We start from the raw sequence: 22,923 nt of genomic DNA on the forward strand, positions 1-22,923 counted from the left end.
TGAAATACGGAGGTTTGAGACCCATCCGGCTCCATGGCACGCCCCGTGCCAATACCCATGGCACAGAAATGTGTGCCGAACCCTCGCCAACCGAACTCCCTCAGGTGACCGCCGTGTCCCCCGAGTCGCTTCGTTATCCGGCGGCATCCATTTCCCTCATGAAATCATGTAACTTTGAGTTCCTCCGGAAAGGCCACCGCGAACTCGCCGATCTTGGCGGCTTTGCAGAAGCCTACGTTCACACCGACCCGGCCGCCTGCCTGGTCAAGCTACGCACCTTTGCCGAGTTCCTGGTCAAAGCCCTCTTCTCCCACCATCGGCTGGAACTCACTTATCAGTGCAACCTCAACGACCTGCTCGCCGACCACTCGTTCAAGTCGATCACGCCGGCGGTGGTGCAGGACAAGCTCCACCTGATCCGCATCAAGGGAAACCACGCCGCCCACGGCACGCTTCATCCCACCACGCCCGGGCAGATGACCGGTATCCTCAAGGAAGCCTTCGATCTCGCCCAGTGGCTCGCCCTCTCCACCGGGCTCATGCGCCGCGACGAACTGCCAGCCTGGCAGGAGCCGCTCGCCCTCACCGGAGATTCGAAATCACAGCTCCAGCGCGAGAAAAAGGCCGCCCTCCAGAAACTCGCAGCGCAGGAAGAACTCATGGCGAAACTCCTCGCCGATCTTGAGGAAGCCCGCTCCCAAGCCGAGGCCGCCAGCAGCTCCGAATCCGAAAAAGCCGCCCTTCTCAACCAAGCCCAACAGGCAGCCTCCGCCCTCGACTTCAGCGAGGAGGAGACCCGCTTCAAGCTCATCGACGAGTTGCTCGCCAAAGCCGGTTGGAAAGTCGGTGCGCGCGGTCAAAACACCGATGAGGTGACTCAGGAACACCCCGTCCTTCACCAGCCGGTTGCCAGCGGCAAAGGCCGCGCGGATTATGTTGTCTGGGATCCCGACAACGGCCTGCCGCTCGGGGTTGTGGAGAGTAAGAAAACCGCCGAGGACGCCGCCAAGGGTAAGATGCAGGCGAAATACTACGCCGACGGTCTCGAAAAGGAATACGGCCAGCGCCCGGTCATCTTCTACACCAACGGTTACGAGATCTTCATCTGGGACGATGCCAAGGGCGAACCTCCCCGCTCGCTCTTCGGCTTCTACTCCCTCGACAGCTTGCGGTACTGCATCTTCCAGCGGAACCAGCGCGAAGAAAGCCTTGGTGCGCTCTTCCCCAAGGAAGCCATCATCGACCGCCTCTACCAGATCGAGTGCGTCAAGCGCACCTGCGAGAACTTCGACAAGCGCCGCCGCCATGCCCTTCTCATCCAGGCCACAGGCACCGGCAAGACCCGCGTCGCCGTCGCCATGTCGGAACTCATGATCCGCGCGAAGTGGGCCAAACGCATCCTCTTCCTCTGCGACCGCCGGGAACTCCGCAAACAGGCTGGGAACACCTTCGACGAATTCCTCCCGTCCGAGCCCCGTGTCATCGTCACCCGCAACACCGCGAACGATAAGGACAAGCGCATCTACCTCGCGACCTACCCCGCGATGATGAAGTGTTTCCAGAACTTCGACGTCGGCTTCTTCGATCTCATCATCGCCGACGAGAGCCACCGCAGCATTTACAACCGCTTCCGCGACATCTTCCGCTACTTCGATTGCTTCCAGATCGGCCTCACGGCCACGCCGGTGAAGTTCATCTTCCGGAACACCTACAAGCTCTTCGGCTGCGAAAACGAGGATCCCACCGCGAACTACACCTACGACGAGGCCATCAGCCACAAGCCGCCCTACCTGTGCCCCTTCACCGTGGTGAAACACACCACCAAGTTCCTGCGGCAGGGCATCAAGTATAAGGAACTCACCCCGGAGCAGCGCGAACAGCTCGCCGAACAGACCTCCGATTCCGAGTCGGTCGATTACGGCAAGGAGCAGGTCAGCAAGGCTGTATTCAACAAGGACACAGACCGCGCCATCCTCCGCAACCTGATGGAAAACGGCATCCGCAATACCGACGGCACACGCCTTGGCAAGACCATCATCTTTGCCCGCAACCACCGCCACGCGAAACTCCTCGTCGAACTCTTCGATGAAATGTATCCGCAATACGGCGGAGACTTCTGCCTGCGCATCGACAACTACGAACCGCGTGCGGAACAGCTCATCGACGATTTCAAGACCGCCGACGGCAGCAAGAACCTCACCATCGCCGTTTCCGTGGACATGCTGGACACCGGCATCGACATCCCGCAGATCGTCAACCTCGTCTTCGCCAAGCCCGTCAAATCCTACTCCAAGTTCTGGCAGATGATCGGCCGAGGCACCCGCTTGTGTGAAAACCTCTTCGGCCCCGGCAAACACAAGACCACCTTCCAGATCTTCGATCACTGGGGAAACTTCGAATACTTCGACGAACTCAAGAAGGAAATCGCCCCCGCCCGCGCCAAGTCCCTCCCCGAGCAACTCTTCGAAGCCCGCATTGCCCTCGCCGAGGCCGCTCTGACCGCCCAGGATCACGACGCATTCAGGCTTTCCATCAGCCTGATCGCCGCAGACATCGCCGCACTGCCCTCCGACTGCCTTTCCATCAAGGAAAAGTGGAAGGACATCCAGGCGATGAAAAAAGACGGTGTCTTGGATGCTTTCTCCGCCGCCACCCGGGCAAACCTCAAAAGCGTTATCGCTCCGCTGATGGCCTGGCGGGATGTCCATAGCAAGGAAGCGGCCCTCAAGTTCGACCTTCTCGCCGCGCGCTTGTCCATCGCCACTTTGGCCAAGTCCTCCGATGCGGAGGATCTGCGCGATCAGGTCATCGACCACGTCTCACGCCTTCCCATCAATCTGCAGCCGGTTCAGGAAAAGCTCCACACGATCCAGAAGGCAAAGCAGAAGTCCACCTATCAGGGAGCGACCACCGGGGAACTCGAAGCCCTCCGCACAGAGTTGCGCGGCATCATGCGCTATCAGGTAAATCCCACCGGGGATCCGGCGGAGCCCCGCTACATCGACTTGAAGGAAGATCCCGGCGAATACACATCCACCCCCCACCACGTCAAACTCGCCGGCCTCGACCTCGCAGCCTACCGCAGCCGCGTTGAATCTGTCCTCCGGGATCTCTTCGACCAAAGCACAGCGCTCAAGAACATCCGCGCGGGACTCCCAGTCGCCGAGGGAGATCTCGATCAACTCGTCCAGGACGTGCTTCTGCAAGACCCGGATCTCCACCTCGAAGAACTCCTCAATCACTACCCGAACAAAGCCCAGAACCTCGCCCTCGCGATCCGCCGGGTCATCGGTCTCGACGCGGAGAAGGTCAACGACCAGTTCAAGGCTTTCGTCCAGCAATACCCGGCTCTCAACGCCAACCAGATCCGCTTCCTGGAGTTGCTGAAATCCCACATCGCCACCTACGGAGCCATCGAGATCGACCGCCTCTGGGAATCACCCTTCACTACCCTCCACGCCGAGGGGATCGACGGCATCTTCCCGGACTCCGCCCAAGTCGATTCACTCCTCGATTTACTCCAGAACCTCAACCTCACCGCTGCCTGAATAATGAGCATTGAAACCTTAGATTCAACCAGCCACGACAATTCATTCGAGGGCATTCAAGGACTCTCCTGGCTGCCGTGGGTCGGGCTAAAATATTCCACCCTTCCGGCTCAAGAGAGGCTTCTGATAATTGGTGAATCCCACTACGCCAATGAAAATGAGGCTTCAGCCAATCATGAAAAGATCGGCGAACTCATGAAAAACTCCAGATATACCCGGGAGATTGTCGGAGGTGCGCTCGTTAAACTCGAAAATTGGACGACGCCAACCCTTACAAATCTTCATTTGCTACTTCACGCGCATAAGCCCGTCGACCGCAAGGTGTTCTGGTCCAATGCCTGTTTTTACAATTTTGTCCAGCGGCCTATGGATTACACTCGTCGCGAAAGGCCTGGTAGAAAGGATTTCGTTGACGGTTGGAAAGTGTTCACAGAACTCTCTAGAGTTCTGCGACCGAGTCACTGTCTCTTCATTGGTGTGGGAGCATCGAACGTCTTTAACCCCGCCGCCAAGCAGATGGGCATTGATTTCGAGCCTGCGCTCTGGACCGAGATGGTTTCCGGCACATGGGGAAGGAAGGCTGCACTGGGCACCAATGGAAATCGGATCGAGATGACTTTCATTCAGCACGCCGGGGCACCGCGCTTCAGTTGGTGCAAGTGGCACGATTACTTGAACCGAGACCGAGCCGAACTTATGGCGGTCGTCAATCGAGCAGCGTCGCCAGCTATATGATACTTAAATATCTAGTAACTCCCACCACCTCCATTTCTGCGCCCTCCGCGCCTTCACGGTTCAATCCTCTTCTCTTCCCACTGAGCACCGCTCACTCGGCACTGCCCACTTTCTTCCCCATGACCCTCGCCACCGCATACCGCAATAAAATCGACGCCCTCTGGTTGGACTTCCACTCCGGTGGCATCACCAATCCCATCACGGTGATCGAACAGATCTCCTACCTGATGTTCGCCCGCCTGCTGGACATCTCCGAGTCGCGGGAGGAAAAACGCGCCGCCCGCCTCAAGAAGGACTTCAAGCGCACCTTCCCGGCCGACAAGCAGCACCTCCGCTGGTCTCACTTCCGCAACGAGGGCGGCGACCGCATGCTCACCATCGTCCGCGACGAGTTCTTCCCCTTCATGCGAACCAATCTCCAGCAGCACCCGCTCGGCCGCTACCTCAAGGACGCCAACTGTCTCATCCCCTCCGGCAACCTGCTCTCCCGCGCCGTCGCCGCCATCGAGGAACTCCCGCTCACCGAAGGCGATGCCAAGGGCGACATCTACGAGCACCTGCTCGGCAAGCTCGCCACCGCCGGCATCGCCGGGCAGTTCCGCTCCCCGCGCCACATCATCCGCGCCATGGTAGAAATGCTCGATCCCAAGCCCACCGACACCGTCTGCGATCCCGCTTGCGGCACCGGCGGCTTCCTCATCTCCGTGATGCTCTACCTCTACGAGAAATACTCCACCGCCGCCCTGGTGGAAACCGACGCGGAGGGAAACAAGCATTACCCCGGCGACCTACTCGAACCCTACCTCGACCACATACGGGGCGGCATGTTCAACGGCTTCGACTTCGACATCACCATGCTCCGCACCGCGGCCATGAACCTGCTCTTGCACAATGTCGAGTCCCCCAGCATCCACTATCAGGACACCCTCGGCTCGAACTTCTCGGAAAAGTTCCCCAAGGAGTGCTCCAACTGCTTCGACGTCATGCTCGCCAATCCTCCCTTCAAGGGCACCATCGACCTCGAAAACGTCGATCCCATGCTCAAGAGCAAGGTCAAAACCAAGAAGACCGAGCTGCTCTTCCTCGTCCTCATCCTCCACATGCTCAAGATGGGCGGACGCGCCGCCGTCATCGTGCCGGACGGCGTGCTCTTCGGCTCCAGCCAGGCTCACCTCGGCGTGCGCCAGTTGATCGTCGATGACAACCAGCTCGAAGCCGTCATCTCCCTGCCCGCCGGAGTCTTCAAGCCCTATGCCGGCGTCTCCACCGCCATCCTCATCTTCGCCAAGGGCGGCCGCACCGACGATGTCTGGTTCTACGACGTCCAGGCCGACGGCTACAGCCTCGACGACAAACGCACGCCCCAGCCCGACAAGAACGACCTCCCGGATCTGGTGAAACAGTGGAAAGCCCGCAACCCGAAGAAAGAGAGCGACCGCTCCGCCAAACACTTCTTCGTCCCCGTCGCCGACATCCGAGAAAACAAATACGACCTCTCGCTCAACCGCTACAAGGTGACGAAGCACGAGGAAACCACCTACGACCCGCCGAAGACCATTCTCAAGCGTATGGATAAGCTCGGGCAGGAAGTGCTCAAGGACATTGACGAACTGGAGGGGATGCTGAAATGAGTTGGGGAACAGTTCAGATCGGCACCGTGTGTGAGATTGTCTCAGGGGCAACACCACGAACCAGTAAACCCGAATATTGGAACGGTGAAGTGAAGTGGGTCACGCCAAAGGATCTGAGTAACCTCCGCGAAAAGCACATCAGCGACACTCCACGTAAAATCACTAGGCAAGGACTCAATAGCTGCGCAGCGAAAATGTTGCCTCCGCAGTCAGTTCTCCTTTCCTGCCGTGCCCCTATTGGCCTCGTTGCCATCAACACAGAACCGGTTTGCACAAATCAAGGTTTCAAAAGCCTCGTGCCGAAAGCCAACCAAGTTGATCCCAACTATCTTTATTGGTGGCTTTTGACCAATCGTGAATACTTGGATGGCCTTGGTCGTGGAGCAACCTTCAAGGAAATATCCAAGTCCATCATTCAGGAAATCGACATCCCGCTCCCCCACAGAAACGGCAAGCCCGACTTGAACGTGCAAAAGCGGATCGCCGCTATCCTCGACAAAGCCGACGCCATCCGCCGCAAGCTCCAACAATCCCTCCGCCTCTCCGACGACTTCCTCCGCTCCGTCTTCCTCGACATGTTCGGCGACCCCGAGGGAAATGGTTGGGAGATAAAAACGATTGAGGACGTTCTAGCACCCAGGAAAGGAGCGATCAGGACAGGCCCATTTGGAAGCAACCTCTTGCATTCAGAGTTCGTGGATGAAGGGATTGCCGTCCTCGGGATCGACAATGCGGTGCAGAATAAATTCGCTCCCGGAAAACCCCGTTTCATCACCGAAGAGAAGTATCAGTCGCTGAAGCACTACACCGTTTATCCTGGCGACGTCCTGATCACGATCATGGGAACCTGCGGCCGTTGCGCGATCGTGCCGGAAGACATACCCACAGCGATCAACACCAAGCACCTCTGCTGCATAAGTCTCGACCGTAAGAAGTGCCTCCCTGAATTTCTGCACTCCTATTTCCTCCTCCATCCGATGGCCAAGTCCTACCTTGGCCAAACCGCAAAGGGCGCAATCATGGATGGCCTCAGCGGAGGCGTCATCAAACGAATGCCAATCCCGGAGGTTCCCATGTCACTGCAGAAGCAATACGCCAAGCTGGTGAAGAACCGAACAGCACTTGTTGATCGCCTCACCAATCAACTCGCCGAAAGCGAAGACCTCTTCTCCTCCCTCCAACAACGCGCCTTCCGGGGCGAACTCTGAGCAGTATCAGTCATGGAACCGACAACAGATAAAGATCAAGAGCCGGAATCAATCCCATACGGGGATGACCTAGGTAGTGGAGATCCTGTTTCACCGGAACCCATCCCTGCGACTGCCGCATCTTCGCGTCAACCATGGCTTCTCCAGGATTGGATCGCATTGACAGTCGCAGGTGTGCTCACCGGATTGTTCGTATGCATCACTTGGAATACATACAGAGACTGGCCGGTCGTTATGAAAGAGATCGAAATGGCGAGAGCCAAGATCGCGGAGATCGAGGGGGCGGTTCAAGACCCTGCGGCGCTCAAGGGCAAGCTGGAAAAAACTCTCCAGAAGGCCAACGAAGAGATTGCCGGACTCCGGAAAGCGATTTCGAGCCTCGAAAAGGAGCGCGCTGAACACGCAGCGAAAAAAGCCGCATTGGATTTGGAACGCGCAGAAAAAAAAGAGGGTATAAAAGCAGGCGTCAAAAAACTAGAAAACGCTTTTTCATCCGCAAGATCTGCCGTGAAGAAAGAACATCCTGACGTGGATTTCGATGCATTGTTAAAAAGTGGAGGACCAGGGGAAAAACCTCCTTACATCAGCATACCCAATAGAGACGTTTTAACGAAGCGACTGGAATGGGAAGCCCGGAGAAAAGCCTACGAAATGGTTGGAGGCTACATTGGAGACTACGGCGCTGACCTAAAAGCGATGAAAGTTCAACTGAAGAAGGTGGAGGGCGCGTTGGAACTCGCGGAATTCGCGTTCGAGAAAGCCCAAAAAGCCATCGAATCCAACGCAGCCAAACTGAATCAGTCTCTCGCTGATAAGGACGCGGTGGAGCGAATGCTGCAAACCTCTCTCCTAGAGGCGGATCAAACTGCGATCAGAAAAATGCAGGAGGCAAGGAAGACGCTCGGTGAAAGCGAGACCATCAGGGCTGTCCTCCTGTTCCAGAATCTCCCCACTGTTCTCACATTGTTTCTGGTATCGGTCTCCGCGCTCGTTCGCCTTGCGCTGCTCCGCGGCTTTTTCAAGCAGCGTATCCTTATCCCTTCCTGAACCCATGCGCTACGAAGTCACAGCGGCAAATACGGCCAAAGCCCATCTCGAAGCAGGAGAGCGCCTCGCCTTCGATGGCGATTTCCTCCGCGGCCACAAGCTAGGTACACCGTTCCCTCTGTTCCGCTGGAAGGAGGCATTTTTTCCCAGATTGCTTACGGGGCGGTTGTTTTTCTTCAGCAGGGATGCATGGGAAAGTGAAACAATCGACCTCTCCGGGAACAACACACACGGCAAATTCCACCCGATTTCGGTTCCCGCAGGGAAGGCGTATTGGGTCAAGTTACCCTACCTCGTGGCGCATTCCTTCGGCTCCTCTGCTCGCTTTACGACGGCACGCAGGTGGCATGATCCGGTGGCGTGGCTTATCGGAGCCACGCGCTCAGTCATCGTCCACGGCCCGGCGGAGCTGCTCTTCTGGGGCGAAGGACTGACAACCTCCGAAAACGATTCGATCCAGGCGGATCTTTTCGTGGCGTTCGACGCGTCCGTTCCATTTCAGGTATCCGGTTACGATCCCGGGAAAAACCCCGCCGCCCACCTCATCAACGCGATGAGTTCCACCGTAGTCATGACATTTGTCGGTGGTGGGCCTCTCCTGCAAACCACCATCCGAAAGAGGGGTAAACAGAGATTCTGGGCGATTTTCAAACTCTTGGTCAACATCATCGTTAGCGCCGTGGCAACATGGCTTCTCCTCGGCAGATGGTGAGAAACCGAAAACACCCCTCGAACCAGATGATACCCGCAGAAGATTTCACCTTACTCCAACAACGCGCCTGAAGAGGCGAAAATTGATTTCACCATGTCCGCAGAAGTTCTTTCATTCCAAGTATCGCCCCGGCTCGCCGAAATTCTCGGAGAGGGCTACAGTTCTACGGAGCTCGCTTTGAAGGAATTGGTGGATAACGCATGGGACGCTGACTCTACCGAGGTCAGGATTACCGTCCCTGCACCGATGACAGCAGATCCTATTGTGATCTCCGACAATGGCTCGGGCATGAAAACCGGGGAGTTACGTCAGGAATACTTTATGGTCGCTAGGGATCGGCGTCTATCGAAAGGCGAAAAGACAGCCAAGTATGGCAGGAAGGTCAAAGGCAGAAAGGGTATCGGCAAGTTTGCCGGACTCATGCTGGCCGACAGCATGGAGCTCCAGACAACTGCGGGTGGCAATACCTCGACGATCAAGATCCGCCGAACCGACATTTTGGCCCACCATGGAGATTTTGAAAACTTTCCTGTCACGCTCTCCACTGAGGACGCGGACGCAACCGCGCACGGCACCACAGTTCGCTTGTCGGATTTTCACCAGCAGCTGCAGTTTCCCAACGCGGATAAGCTGCGCGAGCATTTGATCCGCGAATACGGTAAGGCGGATAATTTCGTGATTTACGTGAACGACCAGGCGCTCACCTACAATGACATTCCGGGGGAGAAATTTGAACACACGGTGGCCTTGCCATCCGGCGGAACGGCAACGGTACGTGTTACGGTTGCCGAGGGTAAGCGTAAGCTTCCTCAGAAAGGTCTGGTGGTTCGGATCAACGGCAAGACCTGCGGCAAGGCGAATTTCTTCGGGTTGGAGGACGATGAGGTTCTACCTCGCAAACTCATCGAGCGGTGTATCGGTGAAATCGAAATTGAATCAAACGACGAAAACCTCGTCACGGCTGATTGGGGAGGCCTCATCGAAAGCAATTTGGACACAGTGGCGTTGACGGAGGTCATTCCCGACTTTCTCAGAAGAGATCTCGAAAGGGCTCGCACCGTCGAAGTCAGCACCGCCAAGGCGCGTTATCAGAAGCTTCTGAACCAGCGTCTCGAAAAACTGCCAGCATTCAGGAGAGACTTTGCCAGACGTCGTCTCGCAAGGGTTTTTGAAATGTTCTTCCACGAGAACGAAGAGAGATTCGAAGCCATCATCGGCGTGGTTCTCGATACCTTCGATAAGGATGAATACTGGGTGATCATCGACAAGTTGAGCTGTGCCCGCGATTCCCATGTAGGGGACTTGGCGGAAACGCTCATCGAATTTGGACTCGTGGACACCGGAATCATCGGGCGTCAGGCCCGCGCGAGAATCGCAGTGCTTGAGGAACTCCAAACGCTCATCAATGACAATAACACCCGCGAAGATACCATTCACCGAATTCTTGAATCCAACATGTGGATTTTTGAATTTGCCGGACGCCTGATCAGTTCAAACGAAGCCATCAAGACAATCGTCGAGAGATACTTGGATGGTGTGTATCAGGGAACCCGGGCATCGAAGCGCCCCGACCTGCTTGCAGCTGGCATCTTTACCGGTCGTCATCTCATCGTGGAACTGAAGCGCCCATCGCTTTTCATCAATCGAGATCACGAGCGCCAGGCTCTGGAGTATAAGGACGACCTCCAACCGCAGCTTCAAAAGATCGAGATCCTGATCATTGGCAAAGGACGTGATCCAGGAATTGACCCGAGAAACGAGCGCGATGGAATTGAGGTGCTTTCCTACACTGAACTTATTTCGCAAGCCCACGCCCGCCATGAGTGGCTGATTCGAGATTTACGCTCAGAACAATAGTGCGATCCGTTCACAGCCATGCACTCCCCAATTTTTCATAAACCACTTTCGCCTCGGTCTGCAATAGGGCCGGGGGAACAACTGACCAAGTCAAAGCCGATCTCGGCTCCCGGAAGGGAAGCCAGGGCGGCGGCGATGACCGTCAGCACCGGGATTCGGAATGTAATGTTCCAGTTCATGGTGATGCTTGCAGTGAACCACACTGCGCTAACATGCAGCGCCTTGGGTAAAACCGGGCAATGGGCGGTCTCGGCCGCTTTTATTAGCTGGAGGGAGGGACTGCGGATTGCTGCTACCCTGATCCCAACTCCCGCTTGCGGGAGTCTCCCTCCAGTTGAGCTTTCCGAAAGGGGGACGACATGACAAGCGTCCCATTCCGTTTCAAACCCCGCACCTACCTGCACTTCGACAGGCCATTGTCGAGGGCGGCAGCCGAAGCACTTGCGTGCGATCCTGTCCGCGTGGCAAGCCGGGGATTCCTTCCGTTCCTCGGATACACGGTGACCACCGAGAAGATCCAGCGGGAACCGGACGGAGCCATCACAAAGAAGACAAAGAAGCGCGAGATCAAGATCGCCTCCCATCGGGATGCCGCGATTTACGCCCACTACGGCGATCTGCTATCGGAGCCCTATGAGAATGCGCTCAAGCGGTGGGGAATCAGCAGCTCCGTGACCGCATTCCGATCCGTGGGTGGCGGCAGTAACATCGACTTTGCCGGTGAGGTGTTCGATTACATCGACCGCCACCGCCCGTGTGTCGCGTTGGCCTACGATCTGGAAAAGTTTTTCGATACTCTCGACCATCCGGCCCTCAAGGAACGATGGACTTCGGTTCTGGGCTTGGCGCGTCTGCCCGCCGACCATTTTGCAGTCTTCCGAAGTCTTACCCAGTTTTCTTGGGTCGATCGCGATAGCGTCTATGGTCTTTTCGACATCAGTCTCCACAATCCGAAAGCGAACCAATGCCGCCGCATCTGCAAGCCTACTGAGTTCCGGCAGACCGTGCGAGCCGGTGGACACCTGAAGTTCAACCCGACGCCTGGACAGGGTATCCCGCAGGGTTCTCCGATCAGCGCCCTTCTCTCGAACATCTACATGCTGGAGTTCGACACGGAGATGGACGCGTTGGCGAAATCTGTTGGCGGACTCTATCGCCGCTATTGCGACGACATCATGCTCGTTGTCCCGCAGCCGGCTCAGGCTATGGTCAACGCAACGATGACCGACGCCGTCGCCCGCGCCAAAGTCCGGCTCAATTTTGATAAGACCGACATTGTGACCTTTCCCACAGGCAACGGCCAGTCCGGGTCGGGACAGCTGCAATACCTGGGCTTCACCTACGATGGTAGCCGAAAACTCCTGCGGCTCGGTTCCTTGGGTCGTTACTATGGGAAAATGCGGGCTGCGGTCTCCCTCGCCAAACAGACACAACGAAAGCACAACCGCATTGAGGTGGATAAAAGCCTGCCCTTGAGCGGCCTCAAAACTCGGAAGCTTTACACGAAATACAGCTACCTCATCACCCGCCGAAACCGTTTCCCCACCAGGGACAAGAGGGCGCAGGGGAACTTCCTCACCTACGCCTACAGGGCGGCCAAGAAACTCGGCGCACCTGAGATCAAGCGCCAGGTTCGGAATCACTGGATCAAGCTACAGCAAGAAATCCGGAAGCCTATCCATGGGCAACTCAGAAGACCCCAAACGGTGAAATCTGAAAAATGTTCCTCGCCAGACTAAATAACTGCATGATGACCAATAAAACACATCAAGTAGCGGACTTCGACTCAATCGTCGGAGATGAAAACAGTTGGCAGATCCTTGCTTCAGCAAACCTATGTCCATCCTCGTGGAATCTTCCGGATTTGGAGATGACGCGCATTTTCGTAAGTGGACTTCGGATCAAGATTGAAGAGAAGCTGGCTTCAAAAAATTGGCCTGCGTGCGCGAATCGGGATGAAAATCTTGTAAAGGTTTCTCAGGACTTCCTCGATCTAGGGAATTTCACTCAAGAGGAAAAGCTGGCAACGATTTTGCACGAGATCGGCCACATCGTGAACCGCGAGCCGGAAGATCTGCAAATTTCGGACAAGACCCAAGAGGACTGCATCGCCGACTATTTTCTTGCACTGAGGGAACAGGACAATCCATCGGACACTCCCGCTGGCATTAGTGAACTTTACGCCGACGACTACGCGCGTCACTGCGGGCTCGTCGACTCTTTGAGAGGGGTATTGCAGAGCCTCCGAGAAGGCTACCCAGATCTTTTCGAGAACCAAGTCACCCGTGATCGGCTAACTCGTATCGATTCGGGGTGCGATCCTGTTTTGTCCAGTCACGCCGGTTGAGTCACAAAGCAACCTACTACCATGCGCACACGTCACATCAGCTTGAAAGGAACCTGGGAGTATTCCGCTCCACGGCTCGTCAAGGAAGGTGGGCTCGCTGTAGGACAGGAATTGGCGTTGCGCAGGGAACCGGACAGCAAATTCGACAGAAATGCAGTCAGGGTTTTCCGAGCAAACAGCAAGCTTGGCTATCTCCCGAAAAACCTGTCCGCTGAAATCGTCGCGTATCTTGATTCCGGTGGACGCTACTCGGCTACTGTCGCCCATCTCGGCACGAGGACGAAGAACGGCAAATCCTATCCATCGATCGCTGTTGATCTGTGTCTCCATGGCATGCCCGAACACCCCGGCGTGGATGAATTAGAGCAGGCCGCCGCGTCTTTGAAACGGATCCGGGGCATCTACCGCATTTCCAACTCAGCCGAGCAGAAGAGCTATGTGGGGTCGTCGGCCGATGTTGGCAAACGGTTGATCAAGCACCTGGACGACCTCCTTAACGGCGAACACGGGAACCACTTGCTCTCGGCAGCATGGATCCGGCACGGCGCGGCGACCTTCGGGTTTCACCTGGTCGAGGAACTCAAGCAAGGCGATCTCTTGGATCGGGAAGCGTATCACATCCGACAGCTTGGCACCTACCCTCGCGGCTTCAACCACTCGTCGGACGGCCAAGGAAAAACGGCCATGCCTGCTTCCAAGGTGGCGGAGCTCAAGCAACAAGGCGCATTCAGGACTGTTTCCCGTCCTTACGCGGCAGCAACCCAATCAGCCAGTCCACTGCCACCCCAAGCCAGTCCATCGCCATCAGCGGCACGTCCACCAAAAGGAGGCAGCGGATGCCTCATCCTTTTGGCTTTCGCCATCACACTGGGCACCTCGATCCCGCTCGTAGCCATGCTTGGGTCACGGCAATGGCTTGGAAGAGACATGTCCAATTCTCCAGCGATCCAAAAGCAAGTCCCATGAAGAAGAAATCACCAGAGGACGGCAACGCTCCCAAGAAGAAGGCCACCGGTAAGAAGACTCCGGCTCACCCTGACAAAGAGGAAACCAAGGCGGGTGGCGATGACTTGGAGGTATCCCGAGGAAAGAGCCCTACGGAGGGACCTCCGAAGATTACCGGTGGAGGCATCGCGAAGCTCAGGAAGCCAATGCGAACCGGCATCACCAAGATCACGATCGAGAACTTCAAGGGAGTCGCCGATAAGGTGGAAATCCCCATCCGCCCCATCACGCTGCTGTTTGGTGCCAACAGCGCCGGCAAGAGCACGATCCTTCAGGCATTGCTATACCTGCGGGAGCTGCTGGAAGGAAGGAGCCCTGATACGGATCGCATGATGGCGGGTGGTGCGTCGCTGGATCTCGGCGGTTTTCGTGATTTTGTGCATGGTCGCCTGCGGGGCAACCGGATCCGGGTTGGAGTTGAGGTTCGCCTGGATGATGACGGGCTTCCAAACGTGGGATGGGACGCAGAGGATCCGGACGATGAGCCCATCGCCGCGGAGTTGGACGGCGTGCGCGAAGTATCCGTTGATGTTTGCGTCGAGTGGAGCAACGAGAACTGGAAGCCCTACATCACCCATTACCAGGTGGGACTTGACGGAGAGCCCTTTGCCGCCATCCGAACCCGGCCAGGTGGCGAGTCCCAACTTGATGTGGTCAACCTCAACCATCCCTTGGTGGCGATCGACGATGATGGCGAAGCGACATTGTTCGATGAGCTGGCGAACGCCTTCAATTTGAACTTCGCCATCAGTCCCATCCTCGACACACGGAACGACGATGTGCGCGGTGACCAAAGATTGCTTCTCGGCTCGAATGCGACACCGGACTTCGGGCGCGGCCTGCCTGAAAAATGGGCTTACCCCCCGCTCTCGGACGAACAGCGTGTGGCGGCGACGCGGTCTTTCAATGTTCTCAATCGGGCTATGACGGGGGCCGGAAACGTCATCCTCTCGGAGCTAAGGAAGATCCGCTACATCGGCCCCATCCGCCGCATTCCGGAGCGCAACTTCCAACCCGTCCGCTCGCCCGGAGAAAACCGCTGGGCTGATGGCTCCGGAGCATGGGACCTGTTGCTGGGAGAGCGGATGGATCTGGAATGGTTCGAGGAGGAACCGTTCGCCGATCTTGGACTGGGAGTGGTGCCTCGCTACCAGAGCTACTTCGAGGTGCCGAATCGGTCATTGTTAGGAATGATCATTGATCGAGCCCTTGAGCGCGGGGAGGATGACATCGACAAGCTATTCCCGGACGACATTTCCGATTTGGACACCATTGTCCGGCGTTCAAGGGTTCAGCTGGTGAGGGAGGATAGCGATCTGCCCATGATGCCCTGCGATGTAGGAATCGGCGTATCACAGGCGCTACCAGTGGCGATCGGTGCCATGGCTCCCGGCTACCGGATTCTCGCGGTTGAGCAACCCGAACTCCACATCCACCCGGCAATCCAGTGCAACCTTGGCGATTTGCTGGCGAAGCAAGTCATCAAGGACGAGGGGCGAACCATGCTGCTGGAGACCCACAGCGAGCACCTGATCCTGAGGATGCTCCGCCGCATCCGGGAAAACACCGAGGGAACCCTCGATGACGACAAGCCGGCATTGGTGCCGGAGCACCTTTCCGTCCTGTGGGTCGAGCAGCACGGGGGCGTTGTGGCCATCAAACCCATTCCTGTGAATCCCCAAGGCGACTTCGATGAAGAGTGGCCGAAGGGCTTTTTCGAAGAACGCTTCGACGAATACGAATGACCCGCGACCATGATCAAAATCATCGCAGTACATCCGGACGTCATGTCCACCCCCGAGGGGATCCGTGAGTATCTCAAGGATTTCGGCACCGGCAAGGGACGTTGGATCCCGCTTGTCCCATCAAACTGGAAGTCTATCGTTTCTCAGGCCATCAAGGGCAATCATTCGCTCGGGCCGATCAAAAGAAACACGCTTCGCGACAAGATAACGAATCCGAGTTTCTGCGACAAATACCTGAAGGTCGATCTGGTTGATGGTGACGGTAGGGAGTGGGGCCAGATCGTTAAGGAATTCTGTGATCTTGGCACATTTGATGCCGCCATCGTCAACGGAGAGTTGAACGCCGGAGAGAAGTCGCTCAAGGCCTATGAATTTGATCCGGACAGCGACCTGTATGCTGTCCGCATTTCCGGATTTGTTTCCCGTGACCCCGAGGAACTCGCAAGACAGGTGGCACCCGGCCTCCGCTTTGCGAAGGAATTGCACGTGATCGACGTCTATTGCAAGAGCCGGGGAACCAACTGCGCATCATACGGAAAATTCTTTCGCGGGTTGCTGGACACATGCAGACAGACCAACCCCGCGTTGACGTCAATCACCCTGCACATGAAAGAGCCGGATGACTTCGACCGGAGACGGGAGGAAGCAAACTATAGGTCATGGGTGAGCCACTTCCTGCGATCTGGAGAGACATTGAAAATCCGCTACCTGAAGGAGCGCCAGGACGGTGAGAGGATGCACCTCCGCGCCGTTTTCACCGATAACCTGCTGATCACCGGCCATTACGGCTTCGGCTCCGGCTCAAGCGAATCCGAGACAACCGACCTCACCCTCAGGGAACACAGCGACCTGATTGCGATCCGCAACCTCTACCTGAGTGATGACAAGATCGGATTTGACCTGATGGAACAGATCGAAATCGGCTCTAATTCCTGAAATCCAACCCATCACCGCAGCCCATGATCAAAAGCAAAAGCTTCCTCCCCCGATGGACCAAACGCGTCACAATGGAAGGCAGTGGCCGCGATCCTCTCGGCCTTACCCGCGTATCGGATGAGTTCACGGGCTTCCTGCTTCCCTCCATCATAACCATCACGCCACGGGCTCGCTATTTCTCCTTTTACACTTGGGCGATCCGGGAATGCCGACAGGCTTTCGAGGAGGGCGATTTGCGAACCTTCGACGAGCGCCTGCGCTGTATCGATACTGCCTTCGCGATCAGTTCCCGCTTTGGGCGGACGACGGATCTCACCATTACCGGGATCGACAAGGTGAACGCCAGGCTGCCTGATCCATCCTCGGAAGAACCTATCGACGTTCTCTTTCCCGTTCTACCCTCCAGTGAGCGGGGAGCCTTCGGCCAAGCCTATGGAAGCTCAATCGATCATCTCGGGCTCATTCAGTGGAGTGAGGAGGAAGATTGGAAACTGAGGCCCGGTAGGGGCGACAAACTGGCCGCCGCCTTCTCCGGAGCCATTAGCCGCACCCCCTACGTGCTGGATGGGCACACCGGCGGGCAATGGATCCCTCCCTCCGTCCTGAGAGACTCCGCCAAATCCTTCAGCCTCGATGCGATTCGCCAGCCCGGGGCAAAGGCCGAGCGTGAAATCCTCACCCGCATCTTTTTCGACCTCGACGACGAAGAGACCACCAACTCTCGGAGTCACCGCCAGGCCACGCTCGGCCTGTTGCTCCATGTGCTGAGCGCTTATGACAAGATCGGTGCCCTGCCCAATCGCCGGGACGTCAACAGCTCTTGCATCTTCTGGCCCCACTACTACGGCGGGCTCTATGTCGATGGCGCGCTTTCGGTTCCCTACCAGCCTCTTCCTTGCTTCGAGGAAACACGTGAATACTGGCGCCAGTTCTGCCTTCACCAGTTTTTCCTGTATGCGGCGGAACAATTTCTACAGGCCATGCTCGATGCCATGGCAACTCAACCCGATGGAGTGTCCAGGGACGGGATGCTGGAGGCTATGCTGCAGGCCGGCTTCGTTGAGGATCTTGAGCGGGTCATGGAGCGGAAAACCCCGGGGCCGAACGATCTGCTCGACTTTTTCAGAACTGGCGACGCCCCGGAATCCGTCCAGCAACAATTCTCGTGCGACCACCCCCTCAGCGAGGGCTGGATCCATTATCAGGATCCAAACGCGGACAATCCTGAGGCTCCTGTAACCCGGCTCGGGCGTGCATTCGCAATCTGGGCTCAGCTTTATGCCAAGTGGCGAAACAGTGACGACCCCGCACTTCTTGATGTAGCCGAACGCGCCAGCCAGGAGTGGTGGGTCGGCACGCTTTTCGAGTGGGGGGATGAATGGCACGATGAAAACCCCGATTGGCCCACCACCCTGCGCCGATTGATCGATGTCTTTGTGTCGCGACATGAGCAGATTCGTTTCCACAAGGGCAAACTCGACGCCGCCTGGTTCGAGGTTCTAGGCGGGCGCTTCTCCCAGATCCAAGATCTTACGCTGGACTTCCGGGCATCCCGTCATCCACAAGTCGCCACTGTGTTCCAGGATCTCTGTCTACTGGAGGATGGGACTCTCAATGAGCCCCTGAAACCAACTGAATGGGCGCGCAAAATCCTGGATGAAGTAATCCGCTCACGGTCATGAAGGAAGAGGATAAAGACATCGATCTGCACAAGCGCTTCAAGCGCAATGTCTACGATCACGCACTGGTGGCCACCTTCACCTTCAGCCCTCGGTTTTTTGAGGAATACATGCTTGAGCGCTTCAAAGCCCTCCAAGGCAAAGGCGGCGTCACCGTATTTTTGGATCGCGGCCAGTATGAGGAAATCATCGAGGCAGCGTCCAGGGGTAACGGCTGGACGCCAAAGCTGGCGAACCGACGCTACCTGCTGCATCCCATCTCGGTTCACGGGGTTTTTCACCCGAAAGTGTTCCTTCTCAGCTCAGCGAATCGCGGTCTTCTGGTCGTAGGTAGCGCGAACTTTTCGCAGGATGGACTCGGCGGCAATGCCGAGTTGGTCTCGGTCTTTGAGTTTGAGGCGGGGAAAAAGGAGGAAGCCCTTCCGCTTTTCCAATCCGCCTTCCGCTTCTTCGAGGAGCTCTCCGGCCGCTGGCCGGGTAAGGAGGTGGCATCGAATGTCGATGAAGTCCGCAGGGATGCGCCGTGGCTTACCGAGACACCCGATTCTCCTGTCTCTGATTCGTTGCCCACCCTCCTGCACAACCTGGATCATGCGCTATGGCCACAGATCGTCGATGGCCTCGGCTCTGTCGATGAAATCAGTTTGGTCTCCAGGTTCTTCGACAGCTCGCCCGCCATACTTGATTCAATCTGCAGGGGTCTGGGCACTCCGAAATTCAAAATCCACACCCAACCAAAGCGAGGCACCCTCACACCGGATTGGCTAAGCCACCCTTTTGCCCGGGACGAGAGGCTCAGCATTCGCCTCTGCCAATACGGTGACGGCGAACACTACCAACCACTCCACGCTAAAGGCTATGCGCTCACCAAAGGCAGCAAGACCACTCTGGCGATCGGTAGCGCGAACTTCAGCACGTCAGCCCTGCTCAGGCCTGCGGCATCGGGCAACGTCGAAGCCATGCTCCTCTATCCGCCGGTGACCAAGAGTTCGCTCGACGCGGACAAACTCTTCGATCCCCTGGGGTCTGCCAAGAAAGTCACCCATCCGGAACAACTCGCGGTTCCAGCGGACGCAGAGTTCGAACCGACACACACCGCGAGTTCGTTCTCAATCCTTCTCGAAGAGGCAAGGTTGGAAGAAAGCGTGCTAATCCTTTCAACGAAGGCGCAGGAACCGGGACTTTCCTGCCGCCTCTCACAGGCGAATGTGGCGTCCACGGTGCTCCCCGTGGGTGCAATTCGCCAGTTTGACACCCGACTCGAACCTCCAGCAAAGTGGATCCGAAGAATGTCCGAATCTCCTACGGTCGCCCAGCTTGTGCGCTACAAGGGAGATTCCTGGGAGGCCGTCAGCAATCCAGTCTTGGTTGCCGCCATCTTCGACCCCGAAACAGGCAAGGGAGCCCGCCAGAGTCGGCGACTCCGGGAGGCTGTGGAAAGTCCGCAACGCTTCATGGGTGTACTTCGCGAACTCTGTGAAGGCAATGATGAAGCTGCCCTGAAGAGCTTTCTGGCCAACTGCAACATTCCCATTGATCTGAATCTACGCACCATCAGACCGGGCAAGCATAGAACTGCATCCACAGATGGCCCTCCAACTGGGTTTGGTGATCTGGGCGGACGCAATCTCCGACACTTCGAACAGCTTCACGACGCAGCCATAGCTTTTGCCCGTCGCCACCGCACTCGCCTCTCACGGCATGTTGAGAACGGCACTGCCCGCAGCATCCCGAACTTTCTCCACATTCTTGAAACCTTGATCTTGCTTCTGTTCAGTCAGATCGAGCGAGCCAAAGAAGGTTTGACTGCCGAGGCTCGGACAACGCTCAGCGCGGACGAATGGAAGGAGTTTCGTGAGCACCTGTCTGAATACTATCAGGAAATCGAGAAGCTCCTCGAACTGACCGTTAAGGATTACTTGCCAGGCTTACACAAAAACGAGCGAAGAATAACTGTCCATGAGGCTTTCGGAGACGCTCCCGAAACCCTGCTCGGAATCTGCACCAAAGCCATCGCCGCCCGCCAAGAAATCGCAAAGGCGCTGGACACCAGCGTTTACGTTCAGGTCGACAACTACACCACCCAGAAGGCTCGCTTTTTCCACACCCTCCTCAGTGATGAGAAATGGAAACGCTATTTCTTCACCCTCAAGGATCTGGCCGAGGAATTGAGAAAAGGTGTCGCAGCATGACCTGCGCCGCCTGACGACTTAGGCAATCTGAATACTTTCAGTGTCATAATAATCTGACCAAGGCACCTGCCTGACCTCATCCAACCTCAAGAAGCCCGCCCGGCCTGTGCCGTGGCGGGCTTTTCGTTTCAACAACCAACTAACCAACATCCCAAATGATTCCACATCTCCACAGACACATCCCCCATCCCTGCCAGCCCATGCTGCGCACCCATCGCCGTTTCCCAAATCGGAAATGGTTTCTGATCCCGCTCGCGGGGTTCGCCTTGGTGCTCGCGCTTGCATCCTGCTCGGAGCCTGCGCCCAAGCCGCCTCCGATCCCGGTTACAACAAATACTGAGCCCGTGGGCGAAGGCCTGAAGGTCATCGCATTCGCCATGCTTGGCGCGTCCGTCGTAGTCGTCCTCGGGAAGATGATCCGCTGAACCATGACTCTTCACGGCTTCCTCCTCCAACTTGTCATCATCCTCCTGCTGACCTGGATCATCGGCTCCATCACCGAATCGGGCTGGTGTGGGCTCTACCTCGCGGTCGTGCCCTTCGCCTTTTACGAAATGTTGAGGACTCGCTGATCCGGGGCAGGACAACCCATTCCATCCAATGAATAATCCGAACTTCCTGTTCCTGATCTTCGCATGGATCGCCATTACCGCCCTCTCGTTCTCGGTGCTGTCCAGCTTCTGGCTGCCGATGCTCGTGGGTGCGGTGACGATCATCCTTCTGATCAAATTCGCACGCTGAGCAAACAAGTATCTACGATAAACATCGTAGCAAACACCCGACCAACAAGACCCGCCCCGGCAACGTCCGGAGCGGGTCTTTCCATTCTCCTGAAACAAACAACAACCCCAACAACCAGCCCAACATTATGGCAATCAAACTAATAGCAAACTACTCGAAGCGCTTAGGCCTTCCTGGGTTCAGCAGTCACCAGTTCTCCGTCTCGGTGGAAACTGAGCTGAGTGCTGCCGACGACATCGCCGCCGAGTCCACGCGTCTCTATCACCTCCTCCAGTCCAACGTGGACGAGCAGATGCTCCGCACGGGATTCGTCCCGCCGACCGACTACGGCATGGATCCGCCTGCGGATTCCGCCGCAACGCAACGCGGCGATTCCACACCGTCCAACGTCACCACGGTTGCCAACTGGCAGCGTGGTCCGGCTTGGAAATGTTCCGACAAACAGAAGGATCTGATCCTGAAACTTGTCGACGAGCACCAGCTCGACAAGGATGACGTCGAGGCACTCGCCAACGAGCGCTTCGGAAAAGGCGTCCGCCTGCTCAACAAGGTGGAGGCATCCGGGCTCATCGACGAGCTGCTCGACACGCATGGCTCCGGCCAGCGCCAGGGCAACCGCCGCAACGGCTCGGCCTACCGCCGATCCAACGGGAGGGACGCCGCATGACCGCGACAGCTACCCCACCGGAAGCGCCGTTCACAACCGGGCTGACACCCTGGGCACAGACGTTGCCCGGACACATCAGCCCGTCGGCGGCGAAAGCCTACCTCGGCTGCTCGCTCAAGTTCTACTACGAGCGGGTGGCCTGCATCCGCAAGGCGACCCCTGTCGCCCTACACCTCGGCAAGGCGGTGCATGCCGCCCTGCAGTCGTTCCACCTCGCCCGCTGGCGGGGTGGCGACGATTCACCTGAGACCGTCGCCGCTGCCTACGAGCTGGCCTTCCAGCAACTCGAACGCGACGAAGGGCCGGTGAACTACAAGGACACGTCCGAGCGGGAGAAAGCCCGTCAGGACGGCCTGCGCGTGGTTGCCGCCTACCTCGACTCCCCGGAGGCGATGAAGGAGAAGCCGCGTGCGGTGGAAGTCCTGCTCAAGGAGGACATCCCTGGCCTGTCCGTCCCCCTCACCGGGGCAATGGATCTGGTCGAGGGCGACTTCACGGCAGTGGATTTCAAGTCCGCCGCCGCGAAGCCCGACCCGGCCAACGCGGCCTTCGATCATGAGATCCAACTTGTCAGCTACCAGCTGCTGATGGAGGCCGCCACCGGCGAAACCCCTCCATCCCTCGATCTGGTTTTCCTAGTGAAGACCAAGACCCCGCAGGTCATCCGGGTGAAATCCAGACCCGCCGATGAGCACCGAAAGCGCCGGGTCATAGCCTTGCTGGAGACTGCCGTCCAAGGCATCTCCGAAGACAGGTTCCACCCGCAGCCAGGCATGCACTGCTCGTGGTGCCAGTTCCGCAACGAGTGCGCCCAGTGGCTACCCGGCATGGACTGGCATGCGAAGAAAGCAGCGTAGCCTGAAACCAGCGCTC

19 protein-coding genes are annotated in these 22,923 nt (G+C 57.2%); all 19 read left to right on the forward strand.

Translation table 11 applies throughout. The annotated features are described in order from the left end of the window. The first annotated feature begins 158 nt into the window (after positions 1 to 158). Entirely contained in the window at positions 159 to 3,548 is a 3,390-nt protein-coding gene (locus HZ994_02125) for a DEAD/DEAH box helicase family protein (GenBank protein QTN31171.1), read from the forward strand. Between the two features lie 3 nt (positions 3,549 to 3,551). Then, positions 3,552 to 4,283, forward strand: coding sequence for a hypothetical protein (locus HZ994_02130; protein ID QTN31172.1), 732 nt, complete (start codon positions 3,552 to 3,554; stop codon positions 4,281 to 4,283). Positions 4,284 to 4,402: 119 nt separating this feature from the next. After that, positions 4,403 to 5,914 carry an N-6 DNA methylase gene (locus HZ994_02135; GenBank protein ID QTN31173.1) on the forward strand — a complete coding sequence of 504 codons (1,512 nt, stop codon included), beginning with the start codon at positions 4,403 to 4,405 and terminating at the stop codon, positions 5,912 to 5,914. Then, the gene (locus HZ994_02140) at positions 5,911 to 7,122 is read left to right on the forward strand and encodes a restriction endonuclease subunit S (GenBank protein QTN31174.1); all 1,212 of its coding nucleotides are present in this window, start codon (positions 5,911 to 5,913) and stop codon (positions 7,120 to 7,122) included. Before HZ994_02135 ends, HZ994_02140 begins: the two co-directional genes overlap by 4 nt. A 12-nt stretch (positions 7,123 to 7,134) precedes the next feature. Beyond that, positions 7,135 to 8,169 (forward strand): hypothetical protein, encoded by a 1,035-nt coding sequence (locus tag HZ994_02145; protein QTN31175.1) that lies wholly within the window; start codon positions 7,135 to 7,137, stop codon positions 8,167 to 8,169. A gap of 4 nt (positions 8,170 to 8,173) precedes the next feature. Continuing rightward, entirely contained in the window at positions 8,174 to 8,881 is a 708-nt protein-coding gene (locus HZ994_02150; GenBank protein QTN31176.1) for a hypothetical protein, read from the forward strand. A gap of 93 nt (positions 8,882 to 8,974) precedes the next feature. Then, on the forward strand, positions 8,975 to 10,738 hold the full coding sequence (locus HZ994_02155; GenBank protein ID QTN31177.1) for an ATP-binding protein: 1,764 nt from the start codon (positions 8,975 to 8,977) through the stop codon (positions 10,736 to 10,738). Positions 10,739 to 11,097: 359 nt separating this feature from the next. Then, complete coding sequence (locus HZ994_02160) at positions 11,098 to 12,477, forward strand: hypothetical protein (GenBank protein ID QTN31178.1); 1,380 nt, start codon at positions 11,098 to 11,100, stop codon at positions 12,475 to 12,477. A gap of 8 nt (positions 12,478 to 12,485) precedes the next feature. Next, positions 12,486 to 13,085 carry a hypothetical protein gene (locus HZ994_02165; GenBank protein ID QTN31179.1) on the forward strand — a complete coding sequence of 200 codons (600 nt, stop codon included), beginning with the start codon at positions 12,486 to 12,488 and terminating at the stop codon, positions 13,083 to 13,085. A 21-nt stretch (positions 13,086 to 13,106) separates the two neighbouring features. Continuing rightward, the gene (locus HZ994_02170) at positions 13,107 to 14,051 is read left to right on the forward strand and encodes a GIY-YIG nuclease family protein (GenBank protein QTN31180.1); all 945 of its coding nucleotides are present in this window, start codon (positions 13,107 to 13,109) and stop codon (positions 14,049 to 14,051) included. Next, entirely contained in the window at positions 14,048 to 15,835 is a 1,788-nt protein-coding gene (locus HZ994_02175) for an AAA family ATPase (protein QTN31181.1), read from the forward strand. The genes HZ994_02170 and HZ994_02175 overlap by 4 nt, the downstream gene beginning before the upstream one ends. Before the next feature lie 9 nt (positions 15,836 to 15,844). Beyond that, complete coding sequence (locus tag HZ994_02180; GenBank protein ID QTN31182.1) at positions 15,845 to 16,771, forward strand: hypothetical protein; 927 nt, start codon at positions 15,845 to 15,847, stop codon at positions 16,769 to 16,771. Positions 16,772 to 16,794: 23 nt separating this feature from the next. Continuing rightward, positions 16,795 to 18,453 (forward strand): hypothetical protein, encoded by a 1,659-nt coding sequence (locus HZ994_02185; protein QTN31183.1) that lies wholly within the window; start codon positions 16,795 to 16,797, stop codon positions 18,451 to 18,453. Further along, on the forward strand, positions 18,450 to 20,642 hold the full coding sequence (locus HZ994_02190; GenBank protein QTN31184.1) for a hypothetical protein: 2,193 nt from the start codon (positions 18,450 to 18,452) through the stop codon (positions 20,640 to 20,642). The genes HZ994_02185 and HZ994_02190 overlap by 4 nt, the downstream gene beginning before the upstream one ends. A 155-nt stretch (positions 20,643 to 20,797) precedes the next feature. Then, positions 20,798 to 21,067, forward strand: a complete 270-nt coding sequence (locus HZ994_02195; GenBank protein QTN31185.1) for a hypothetical protein — start codon at positions 20,798 to 20,800, stop codon at positions 21,065 to 21,067. Positions 21,068 to 21,070: 3 nt separating this feature from the next. Then, positions 21,071 to 21,214: a hypothetical protein gene (locus HZ994_02200; GenBank protein ID QTN31186.1), complete on the forward strand. Its 144-nt coding sequence runs from the start codon at positions 21,071 to 21,073 to the stop codon at positions 21,212 to 21,214. Positions 21,215 to 21,242: 28 nt separating this feature from the next. After that, complete coding sequence (locus HZ994_02205; protein QTN31187.1) at positions 21,243 to 21,383, forward strand: hypothetical protein; 141 nt, start codon at positions 21,243 to 21,245, stop codon at positions 21,381 to 21,383. A gap of 127 nt (positions 21,384 to 21,510) precedes the next feature. Continuing rightward, positions 21,511 to 22,050, forward strand: a complete 540-nt coding sequence (locus HZ994_02210; protein ID QTN31188.1) for a hypothetical protein — start codon at positions 21,511 to 21,513, stop codon at positions 22,048 to 22,050. Then, the gene (locus HZ994_02215) at positions 22,047 to 22,907 is read left to right on the forward strand and encodes a PD-(D/E)XK nuclease family protein (protein ID QTN31189.1); all 861 of its coding nucleotides are present in this window, start codon (positions 22,047 to 22,049) and stop codon (positions 22,905 to 22,907) included. Before HZ994_02210 ends, HZ994_02215 begins: the two co-directional genes overlap by 4 nt. Positions 22,908 to 22,923 lie beyond the last annotated feature (16 nt).

The organism is Akkermansiaceae bacterium, assembly GCA_017798145.1.
GTDB lineage: Bacteria > Verrucomicrobiota > Verrucomicrobiia > Verrucomicrobiales > Akkermansiaceae > Luteolibacter.